Origin of the sequence: Streptomyces katrae (genome assembly GCF_000966975.1) — a bacterium.
Lineage (GTDB): Bacteria > Actinomycetota > Actinomycetes > Streptomycetales > Streptomycetaceae > Streptomyces > Streptomyces katrae.
The window spans coordinates 1-10,136 of the sequence record NZ_JZWV01000765.1 but is presented as its reverse complement, the minus strand read 5'-3'; the positions used below and the strand labels follow the sequence as shown (position 1 = coordinate 10,136).

Annotated in this window: 9 protein-coding genes and 1 pseudogene; 3 read left to right on the top strand and 7 right to left on the bottom strand. The window is 75.2% G+C overall.

Annotated features, from left to right (window positions below; all coding sequences use genetic code 11):
* Both VR44_RS26125 and VR44_RS26120 read right to left on the bottom strand, forming a co-directional pair.
* Positions 1-529 (bottom strand): TerD family protein (locus VR44_RS26125; RefSeq protein ID WP_045950050.1); only part of this gene is annotated, 529 nt, incomplete at its 3' end.
* Between the two features lie 136 nt (positions 530-665).
* Positions 666-1,328, bottom strand: coding sequence for an NADPH-dependent F420 reductase (locus tag VR44_RS26120; protein ID WP_045950049.1), 663 nt, complete (start codon positions 1,326-1,328; stop codon positions 666-668).
* A gap of 220 nt (positions 1,329-1,548) precedes the next feature.
* On the opposite strand from VR44_RS26120, the gene VR44_RS26115 reads away from it, so the two are divergent.
* A complete protein-coding gene (locus VR44_RS26115; RefSeq protein WP_045950048.1) occupies positions 1,549-2,010 on the top strand; it encodes a hypothetical protein in 462 nt (153 codons plus the stop codon).
* A gap of 49 nt (positions 2,011-2,059) precedes the next feature.
* On the opposite strand, the gene VR44_RS26110 is transcribed toward VR44_RS26115, so the two are convergent.
* The 4 genes from VR44_RS26110 to VR44_RS26095 all read right to left on the bottom strand — a co-directional run bounded on the left by VR44_RS26110 (position 2,060) and on the right by VR44_RS26095 (position 8,058).
* Entirely contained in the window at positions 2,060-3,421 is a 1,362-nt protein-coding gene (locus VR44_RS26110; protein WP_045950047.1) for an FAD-dependent oxidoreductase, read from the bottom strand.
* A gap of 169 nt (positions 3,422-3,590) precedes the next feature.
* Positions 3,591-4,124 carry a GNAT family N-acetyltransferase gene (locus VR44_RS26105; RefSeq protein ID WP_045950046.1) on the bottom strand — a complete coding sequence of 178 codons (534 nt, stop codon included), beginning with the start codon at positions 4,122-4,124 and terminating at the stop codon, positions 3,591-3,593.
* 71 nt (positions 4,125-4,195) lie between these two features.
* A complete protein-coding gene (locus tag VR44_RS26100; protein WP_045950045.1) occupies positions 4,196-5,161 on the bottom strand; it encodes an isopenicillin N synthase family dioxygenase in 966 nt (321 codons plus the stop codon).
* Positions 5,162-5,202: 41 nt separating this feature from the next.
* Positions 5,203-8,058 (bottom strand): nSTAND1 domain-containing NTPase, encoded by a 2,856-nt coding sequence (locus VR44_RS26095; protein ID WP_052713838.1) that lies wholly within the window; start codon positions 8,056-8,058, stop codon positions 5,203-5,205.
* 189 nt (positions 8,059-8,247) lie between these two features.
* Here VR44_RS26095 and VR44_RS26090 point away from each other — a divergent pair, with 189 nt between their 5' ends.
* Positions 8,248-9,186: a hypothetical protein gene (locus VR44_RS26090; RefSeq protein ID WP_157880406.1), complete on the top strand. Its 939-nt coding sequence runs from the start codon at positions 8,248-8,250 to the stop codon at positions 9,184-9,186.
* Complete coding sequence (locus VR44_RS26085) at positions 9,179-9,592, top strand: peptidase inhibitor family I36 protein (protein ID WP_052713836.1); 414 nt, start codon at positions 9,179-9,181, stop codon at positions 9,590-9,592. Before VR44_RS26090 ends, VR44_RS26085 begins: the two co-directional genes overlap by 8 nt.
* Positions 9,593-9,656: 64 nt before the next feature.
* Here VR44_RS26085 and VR44_RS26080 read toward each other — a convergent pair.
* A pseudogene (locus tag VR44_RS26080) lies at positions 9,657-10,136 on the bottom strand (ATPase); the annotation flags it as partial.

Sequence of the window (10,136 nt, the reverse complement as noted above, 5' to 3'; positions counted from 1 at the left end):
CCCGAGGGGGTGCCGGGGCCGGCGGGGCGTCGTCCACGGTGATGCCGTAGTCCGTCGCCAGTCCCGCGAGCCCGCTCGCGTACCCCTGGCCGACGGCCCGGAACTTCCAGACGCCGGCCCGCCGGTAGAGCTCGCCGCTCACCAGGGCGGTCTCCGGCCCGGCCTCCATCGGGAAGTGCGCCACCTCGGCCCCCGACACCGCGTCGAGCAGCCGCAGGTGGAGGCCGGGGACGTGGCCGAAGGTGCCGCCGTCGGCGGAGGCGCAGAGCAGCACGCGCTCGATGTCCGGCTCCAGGGCGGCCAGGTCCACGTCGAGCGCGTCGGCTCCGGGCCGCTTCCCGGCGTGGCGTACGGCGCCGGAGGCGTGCCGCGGCTGGTTGTAGAAGACGAAGTCACCGTCGGAGCGGACCCGTCCGCCGGCCAGCAGCAGCGCGGACGCGTCCACGTCGGGTACGCCCGGCCCGGCGGACCAGCCGAGCACGGCTCTGACGGAGGATGCCGCGAGCGGCAGATTGGCGCCTTTGCTCATTGTCGTCACGTCGCACAGTCTGCCCGGTGGAGCCCCCGTCGGGGAGACGGCCGCGGACCCGCCCCCGTCGGGCAAACGGCCGCGGACCGGCGGCCCGGACCTCCGTACCGGGTCCGGGCCGCCCGCCGTGCGGTGGTCAGCCGCTGAACTCCGGCGTGCGGACGGGCGAGGCCTCGGCCAGGGCGCGGGTGACCGCCTCGACGCCCGCGCGCAGCCCGTAGACGGGGGTGGCGGGCTGCTGGCGCCAGGAGTCGTCGATGCCGCCCGCGTCGACGGTGTCGAAGCCGAGCTCGTCGATCAGCGCGCGGACGGCCTTCTTCGCCGCCTCGTCGTCGCCGGCGACGGGCAGGGCCATGCGGTCCGGGTCGCCCGCGGGGCGGGGCCGTTCGAGGATGTCGATCGCGTAGGTGCCGTTGAAGGCCTTGATCACCGGGTGGCCCAGCTGGCGTTCGGTCCAGCGGCTCTCGGTGAGGCCCTCGTCCTCGACGGCGGCGATGCGGCCGTCGCGCTCGCGCGGGTAGTAGTTGTTGGTGTCGATGACGGCGAAGCCCTCGGCGGCCCCGTCGAAGATCCCGGCGGGCAGGTCCGGGGTGTTCTTGAAGGGGACGGTGACCACGACGATCTCGGCGCCGCGGGCCGCCTCCGTCACGGGGACCGGGGTGGCCCCGGTCTCCTCGGCGAGGGCGGCCAGGGTCTCGGGGCCGCGGGAGTTGGCGACGCGGACCTCGTGTCCGAGGGCGGTGAGCCGGCGGGTGAGGTTGCCGCCGATGTTGCCGGCGCCGATGATGCCGATCTTCATGAGCTCTCCAGTGCGTGCGGAGTCGGATATCGCGTCCCTCGCAACCTCCGGCCCGTCCGCCGCATTCCGCCACCGCCCGGACTCGTCGGCACAGATCGCCCGTACGAGCGAAATCTCGCCATTTCCGGGACGAGGAGAACCTGTTGGCGGTGATTCCCCGTCCTCCAGGACAGCCGGGGACCGTTCCGGCAGCACGTGATCAGGGGAAAGGTACCGACCGATGCTCCAGTTCCCTTCCAAGCGCGCCACGTCCGCCGTCCTCGCCGCCACCGCGGGTGCGGCGGCCCTCTCCCTGGCCCTCGTCTCCGGCACCTCGGCCACGGCCGCCGCGCCGCCCTCCGTATCCGGCAGCCCGGAAGGGGCGTTCACCCGGATCGCCGACTTCTACGGCTCCTACATCGACGCGGTCCACGACGGCGACGGCCGGACCGCCGACCAGCTGCGCGCCTTCTACCTCTCGGAGCCCCTGCAGCGCGAGCTGAGGCAGTGGGAGGAGGCCAACCACGCCAACGGGGTGCTGCGCGCCCAGAACGTGCCGCTGAAGTGGAAGGTGACCTCGGTCGACAGCGGGATGGGCAAGACCAACGCCTCGGTCACCCTGACCTGGAGCGGCAGCACCACGACCACGCTCCACGTGCAGGCCGACCTGGCGACCAGGAAGATCACCTCGATCCGGGACTGACCCCGCGCACGCCGGTGGGGCCCGCCGAAGGGCGGGCCCCACCGGTGTCTCAGGCTCCGCTGGCCCCGAACATCCCCTCGCGCTCCACGATCTTCACGCGCTCGCGGCCCTGCGGCTCGCCCAGTGCCTTCTCGGCGGCGTCCAGCTTGTACCAGCCCTCCCAGGTGGTGTAGCGGACCTGCCGCTCGGCGAGGAAGGCCTCGACCGCCTCCGGTTCGGGGGCGGCGGGGGTGAGGAGCCGGCCCTGGGCGTGGTCCTCCAGGAGGTTGGCGACGGTCTCGTTGGCGTCGCCCTTGGTGTGGCCGATCAGGCCGATGGGTCCGCGCCGGATCCAGCCGGTGACGTAGGTCGAGGCCATGTGCTCCCCCGCCTCGATGACGCGGCCGCCCTCGTCCGGGACGGTGCCCGACTCGACGTCCCAGGGGAGCTTGGGCAGTTCGTCGGAGAGGTAGCCGACGGCCCGGTAGACGGACTGCACGTCCCAGGTGGTGAACTGGCCGGTGCCCCTGACGTTGCCCGTGCCGTCGAGTTCGGTGCGCTCGGTGCGCAGGCCGACGACCTTGCCGTCCTCGCCGAGGATCTCGGCGGGGGACTCGAAGAAGTGCAGGAACAGCTTGTGCGGGCGGTCGCCGGTGTCGCGGATCGCCCAGTTCTCCAGGGTCTTGGCGACCATGTCCGCCTGCTTGTTGGAGCGGCGGGTGGTGATCGAGCCCTCGTCGTAGTCGATGTCCTCGGGGTTGACGATGACCTCGATGTTGGGCGAGTGGTCGAGCTCGCGCAGCTCCATCGGGCTGAACTTCGCCTGCGCGGGGCCGCGGCGGCCGAAGACGTGCACCTCGAGCGCCTTGTTGGCCTTGAGGCCGTCGTAGACGTTCGGCGGGATCTCGGTGGGCAGCAGTTCGTCGGCGGTCTTGGCGAGGATGCGGGCGACGTCGAGGGCGACGTTGCCGACGCCGAGGACGGCGACCTTCTCGGCCTCCAGCGGCCAGGTGCGCGGCACGTCCGGGTGGCCGTCGTACCAGGAGACGAAGTCGGCGGCGCCGTAGGAGCCGTCGAGCTCGATGCCGGGGATGCCGAGGGCGCGGTCGGCGGTGGCGCCGGTGGAGAAGATCACGGCGTCGTAGAAGGAGCGCAGCTCGTCGAGGGATATGTCGCCCGGGTAGTCGACGTTGCCGAAGAGGCGGACCTGCGGCTTGTCGAGGACCTGGTGGAGCGCGGTGATGATGCCCTTGATCCGGGGGTGGTCGGGGGCGACGCCGTAGCGGATCAGACCGAAGGGGGCGGGCATGCGTTCGAAGACGTCGATGGAGACGCCCGGGTCGGCGGCCGCCTCGGACTTCAGCAGCGCGTCGGCCGCGTAGATACCGGCGGGGCCGGCGCCGACGATTGCTACCCGCAGAGGGCGAGGCATGACTGGGTTCCCTTCGACCGACAAACTGACTGATCAAGGAAACCCTAAACTAAGGCCACCCTAACCCCGTACCCGCCCCGCATTTATGCCCCCATAAGGCGACCTTATGACTACCCAAAGCCCTGCTTCTGCCTGCCGGGCGCCCTGCGCACGGACCCGGGCGCGCCGCTCAGCCCGCGTACTCGGTCAGGTCGATGCTGTGCAGGGTGACCGGCGCTCCGGTGGCGGGGTCGACGGTTTCGCCGTCCTGCACCATGCCGAGCTTGCGGATCACGTTGGCGGACTCCTCGTTGCCGACGCGGTTGACGGCGACGACCCGGTCGAGGCCGCGGTCCTGGAGGGCGAACTCCAGGGTGGCCTGGGCCGCTTCGGAGGCGTAGCCCTGGCCCCAGAAGGGGCGGCCGAGGCGCCAGACGATCTGTACCTGGTGCCGGGTCTCGGGGAGGTCGTCGGCGGCGGACAGGCCGACGGCGCCGATCAGCTCGCCGGAGGCCAGCAGCTCGACGGCGAAGACGCCGAAGCCCTCGTCGTCCCACTCCTCCTCCCAGAGCTCGATGGCCTCGGCGGTCGCGTCCAGGTCGAGGGCGGAGCCGTCGCCGGTCCAGCGCATCACGTCGGGGTCCGAGGTGATCTCCGACAGGGGGACGAGGTCGTCGTCGGTCCAGCGGCGGAGGAGGAGGCGGGGGGTGCGGATCTCGGTCATGCCCCACATCCTGCCGAACCCGGCCCGACCAGGGGTAATCGGGGCCCGGGCGGGCACGGGGGCGGGCCGGCTCAGCCGACGGTGATCTGGTCGAGCTTCGCGCGCAGGTAGGCGTGCGAGTCCACCGGCTCGTGCGCCACCCGGCCGACCGGGGCGGGCAGGGACTCGACCCGGGTGTGGGCGTCGCACTCGTAGAAGTAGACCAGGGAGACCAGTTCCTCCGCCGGGGCGTGCGCGGGCGGCGGCAGGACCCGGTGGCGGCCGGCCCGCCAGCGGTCGCCGGTCCAGCGGGCCAGCAGGTCGCCGATGTTGACGGTGAGCGCCGCCGGGTCCCAGGGGGCGTCCTGCCAGCCGTCGGCGTCGGTGTGGATCTGCAGACCGCCCGCGCCCCGCTCCCGGTCCAGGACGGTGACCGTGCCGAAGTCCGTGTGCGGCCCGATGCGGAACTGTCCGGGCAGGGGCTCGCCGACGGTCTCGGCGCCGGGGTACCAGTTGAGGTTGAACCCCCAGGTGGGGTGGCCGGTGTGGCGGGTGAAGTGGTCCTCGGGCAGGGTCAGGGCCACCGCGAGCAGTTCCAGCAGCTCGTCGGAGAGGGCGCGCATCGCCCTCAGGTAGGCGGTCACCGGCTCCCGCAGTCCCGGTGCTTCGGCGGGCCAGGTGTTCGGCCGGAACCATTCGGCGTCCACCGAGGGCACCCCGGTGGGTTCGTCGGCCGCGAAGGACCAGGACTCCTTGAGGTCGGGGGGCGAGGCCGTCCCCTCGGCGTAGCTGTTCGCCTCGGCGCCGGGGCCCAGCCAGCCGCGTCCGCCGACGCTGACCGCGTACGGCTGCTTCACCTCGGGCGGCAGCCGGAAGAAGGACCGCGCCGCCTCCCGGATCCGGGCGGGCAGGGACGGGTCCACCCCGTGCCCGGTGACCAGCAGGAACCCGGCCGTCTGGAGTGCCTCGTCCACCCGGCCCGCGATCCGGGCGCGTTCGGCGGGGCCGCCGGAGCGCCACGGGCCGAGATCGATGACGGGGACCTGGGAGCTCGCCATGGGCCTGCCTTCCGCGTGGGGACGTCAGGAACAGTAGGGGTTCAGGGGCTTTCGAGTCCGCTGCACGGAGGCGAGTAGTCCAGATAGGGCATGTACGAGGCCCATTGCGCACGGGTGATCCGCGGGCCGGTGTGCGCGCAGGCCCCGGCGAGGGCGCGGTCGAGGTCGGTGCCGGCCAGCCGCAGGGTGGTGTCGTAGCCGCCGGAGGCGAGGACCGCGCCGTCGGGGCTGAAGGCGACGGAGCCGACGGCGGTGACGTGTCCGGTCAGGGTGGCGAGCGGGGCGGGGCGGGCGCCGCGGGCCACGCTCCACAGCCGGACCGTCCGGTCGTCGCTCGCGCTGGCGAGGACCCGGCCGTCCGGGCCGAAGGCCACCGCGCCGACGACGTCGGTGTGCCCGGTCAGGGTGGCGAGCGGGGCGGGCCGGCGCGGCTCGGCCAGGTCCCACAGCCGGATCGGGGTCCGGCCGCCGGAGGCGATGGCGAGGGTGCGGCCGTCGGGGGCGAAGGCCACGGAGAACACGGCGGTGTCGTGGCCGCCGACGACCGCCAGCGGCTCGGGCCGGGTGCGGTCGCCGACGTCGGTCAGCCGGACGGTGGTGTCCTCCCCACCGGTGGCGAGGGTCCGGCCGTCCGGGCTGAAGGCCACCGCGCGGACGGTGTCCCGGTGGCCGGGGACCGGTGCGGTCTCGGCGGGGGCGGCGGGGTCGGTGACGTCCCACAGGCGGCCCCCGCCGCCCGCCCCGGCGGTGGCAAGGGTGCGGCCGTCGGGGCTGAAGGCGAGGGCGCGTACGTCGGTCTCCCGCGAGGGGAGTTCGGCCGCGACGGCGGGGTGGGCTGGGTCGGTGACGTCCCAGAGCCGGACCCCGCCGTCGGCCGCGGCGGTGGCCAGGGTGTGCCCGTCGGGCCGGTAGGCGAGGGCGCGCAGCGGGCCGCCGTGCCCGCCGAGGGTGGCCACGGGGTCGGGGCGGCCGGCGCCGCGGGTCTGCCACAGCCGGGCGGTGCGGTCCCCGCTCGCGGTGGCGAGCTGGCGGCCGTCGGGGCGGTAGGCGACGGCGACGACCTCCTTGCCGTGCGCGGGGAGCGCGGTCATCAGCGCGGACAGCAGGCCGTCGCGGGTCCGGGCCGTCGGGGAGAGCCGGTAGGCCGTCAGGCCCAGCTGTACCGCCAGGCCCGGCTCGGCCGCCGCCACTCCGGCGGAGGTCTCGGCGAGGTTCTGGGCGACCGCGTCGTTGCGCTGGCGGGTGACCTCGTCCTCGGCCCGTACGGCGCTGCCGGTGGCGACGGCGGCCACCACGACGAGGCAGGCGAGCGCGCCGACCAGCAGCCGCAGCCTGCGGGTGCGGCGGCGGGCCCGGTCCCCGGCGGCGGACTCGGCGGCGGTGCCCGCGGCCAGGAACTCGGCCTCGGCCGCGGTGAGGACGGGCCCGCCGCCGGTGGTGAGTTCGCGGGCCAGGGCGAGCGGGGCGCCGCGGAGCAGGGCGCCGGGGTCGCGTCCGACGGCCTCCCAGGCGCGGGCGGCCTCGGCGAGCTGGCGGTGGCGGCGCAGCCGTTCGCGGTCGTCGGTGAGCCAGCCGCGCAGCCGGGGCCAGGACCGGATCAGGGCCTCGTGGGTGAGCTCGACGGCCCCGTCGCCGAGGGTGAGCAGGCGCAGGGCGGCGGCCCGGGCGAGGACGGTGCGGGTGTCGGCGTCCTGGCCCAGTTCGGCCCGGTCGACGGGCCGTTTGGTGTCCTCGGTGCCCTCGCCGAGGGCGATGAGGTGGACGAAGACCTGCCGGGCCAGGCGCTGCTGGGGTGCGGAGAGGGAGTCGTACAGGGCTTCGGCGGACTGGGCGAGGGCTCCCTCGAAGCCTCCGGCCGCGTGGAACCCGTCCAGGGTGAGGGCCGCGCCGCGGCGCCGCCGCCAGGTCTCCAGCAGGGAGTGCGAGAGCAGGGGCAGGGCGCCGACCTGGCCGTGCGCGTGGGCGACGAGGGTGGCCTGGAGGCCGCCCTCGACGGTGAGTCCGGCCCGGCGGGCGGGTTCCACGACGGCCCGGCGCAGTTCGGCGGCGCTCATCGGGCCGACGACGACCTGGGCCTCGCGGAGCACCTCGACGAGTTCGGGGTGGCGGGTGCAGTGGGCGTAGAAGTCGGCGCGCACGCCGAGGACCACCCGGCAGCCGGAGCCGGGGCGCTTGGCGGCGCCGACGAGTTCGCCGACGAACCGGGAGCGCTCGGCGGGGTCGGCGCAGACGGTGAAGACCTCCTCGAACTGGTCGACGACCAGCACCCGTTCGGCCGTACCGGGGCCGTCGGCGGCGCCGGGGCCGTCGGCGAGGGCGCGGCGGGCGCGGTCGAGGGGGTGCGGGCCGGGGGTGAGGACGGTGACGGCCCGGGCCGGGGTGTCGGCGTGCAGCCGGGGCAGCAGGCCCGCGTGCAGGAGGGAGGACTTGCCGGCCCCGGAGGCGCCGACGAGGGCGACCACCCGGTGCCGGGTGAGGGCGGTGAAGAGGTCCTCGACGAGACGTTCGCGGCCGAAGAAGAGGGCCGCGTCCTCGCTGCGGAAGGGGGCGAGGCCCACGTACGGGAGCTGCTGCGCTCCGGGTGCCCCGGGTCCGGGGGCTTCCGCGCGGCCCGGTCCGGCGCCGGCCGCCGCCAGTCGCGCGGCCGCGGCGTGCCAGCGGCGCTCCCACTCCCCCACGTCCCCGCCGCAGGCGCGGACGTAGGAGAGGGTCACGTCCAGGCTGGGCAGCCGGCGTCCGGCGGCGGCGCCGGACAGGGTGGCGACGGAGTAGTGGGCGCGCGCGGACATGTCGCGGTACGGGGGCGAGCCGGCTTCGTGGCGCAGTCTGCGCAGGGCGGTGGCGAACTCCAGCAGAGGCCCGTCCTCCCCTTCCAGCGGACGTTCCTTGCGTGCCATCGGCCGCCCCTTCCCCGGGCCCGTTTTCGACCTGCCGGGGTGGATTGTTCAGCAATTGTTTGTTCAGTTCCAGGGCGCCGACGGCGAACAACGGAAGGGGGCTACACCTGTGCCGGACGGCGGGCCGCCATCGCGGCGCCCACACCTTCGGAGGTGATCGGACGGATGAGGCGAGGACGGACGGCCCGGGTGGCTGCGGCCCCGGTGGTGGCCCTGGCGGCGGTACTGGCCCTGGCCGGCTGCGCGGCGGGAGGGACCGCGGGGGCGGAGCGGGCCTCCGGGCCGGAGCGGGCCTCCGGGACGGAGCCGACGGCCGGCCAGTCCCGGGTCCTGGCCCGGGCCGAGCAGATCCTGATCAGCCGCTGCATGTCCGCGCGGGGTTTCACGTACGCCGTCACCGAGCCCGTCCGGGAGGAGGGGGCCGCGCGCTCCTTCCCGTACGGGCTGGACGACGTGGACTGGGCCCGCGCGCACGGCTACGGCGGGCGGGCGGAGCGGGCCGCCGCGGAGGCCCGGGCAGCCGACCCCAACCAGCTCTACTTCCACCGGCTTCCGGCCCGCGAGCGCGCGCTCGCCCGTACCGCGCTGATGGGCGCCTCCCCCACGGGCCTGACGGCCACCGCGCCCACCGGCATGACCCTGACGGCCAGCAAGGAGGGGTGCATCGCGCGGGCCCAGTCGGCCCTGTACGGGGATCCGGCCGCCTGGTTCCGCGTCAAGGTCGTCACGATGAACCTGCGCCCCGCCCAGGAGGAACGGGTGCGCCGCGACGGCCGGTACGCGGAGGCGGTGCGCCGGTGGGCGGACTGCATGAAGGCGGCGGGCCGGCCGTACGCCTCGCCCGACGACTCCCGGCAGGCGGCGGCCGCCCTCGCCGAGGAGCTCCCGCCGGACCGGGCCGACGCCGCCGAGACCGCACTGGCGGTCACCGAAGCGACCTGTGCGACCAGCACCGAGCTGGGCCGGGTCTCCCGAGCTCTGGACCGTGCCTACGGGGAGGAAGTCCGCGCGCGTCACCAGGACGACATCGCCCTCGGCCACCGGCTCCAGAACGCCGCGCTCCCGACCGCGGAGCGCGTCGTGTCCCAGTACGACCGATCGACACCATCCGGAGGTTCCCATGCGTAAGTTCCGTACGACCGTGCTGGCCTGCGCCCTCGCGCTGCCCCTGCTGGCCTTCCCCGGCGCGCTGACCACGGCCGCCGCCGCCCCGGCCGACGCCTCGGGCGTGGCCGCGGACGGCAACTACTGGGTGTGGGCGGACACCAACCGGGGCGGTCCGGCCTGCGGCTGGAGCGGCAACGACGCCGACTGGCGCACCTGTGGCGCCGGGAACGACTACAACATGAACGACCGGGCCTCGTCCTGGTGGAACAACGGCTACTCGGGCGCGCTGGGCGACGTCCGGGTCTACGAGGACATCAACTACGGCGGGGCCTCCACCTGTGCTCCGAACGGCTCTGCGGGCAACATCCCGTGGGAGTGGAACGACCGGATCTCCTCCCACAAGTGGGTGACGAACTGCGGCTTCTGACCGCCGCCCGACGGCCCGCCGCTCCCTCCGGGCGGCGGGCCCCGGCCCGCGCGGGGGCGCGGGGTCAGACCGTTCCGGGCGCGCAGGCCGCCCGGGCCAGGGCGACCGCGCCGGCCAGGCCGTCCCCGACCGGGTGCGGCACCAGGCCCCAGCCGGCCACCCGGGCCGTGAACCGGTGCAGCAGCGGGCCCCGGGGGCCGAGCAGGCCGCCCACCGTGACGAGGGGTTCGCCCAGCCGGGGCCGCAGCGCCGCCGTGCTCCCGGCCAGCAGGTCCGCGGCCTCGTCGAGGATCGCCGCGGCCACCGCGTCCCCGTCCGCGGCCGCCCGGACCACCAGGGGGCAGTGGCGGGCCAGGCGGACGGGGGCGGCCTGGTCGAGCGCTCCGTCGACGAGGGCGTAGCGCAGCGACGGCGGGTCGGGGACGGGGGTCCCGAAGGCCTCGGCCAGCCGGTCCACCAGCAGGGTCGCGGGGCCGCGTCCGTCCACCGCGCGCAGGGCCCGGCGTACGCCCTCGCGGGCGATCCAGAAGCCGCTGCCGTCGTC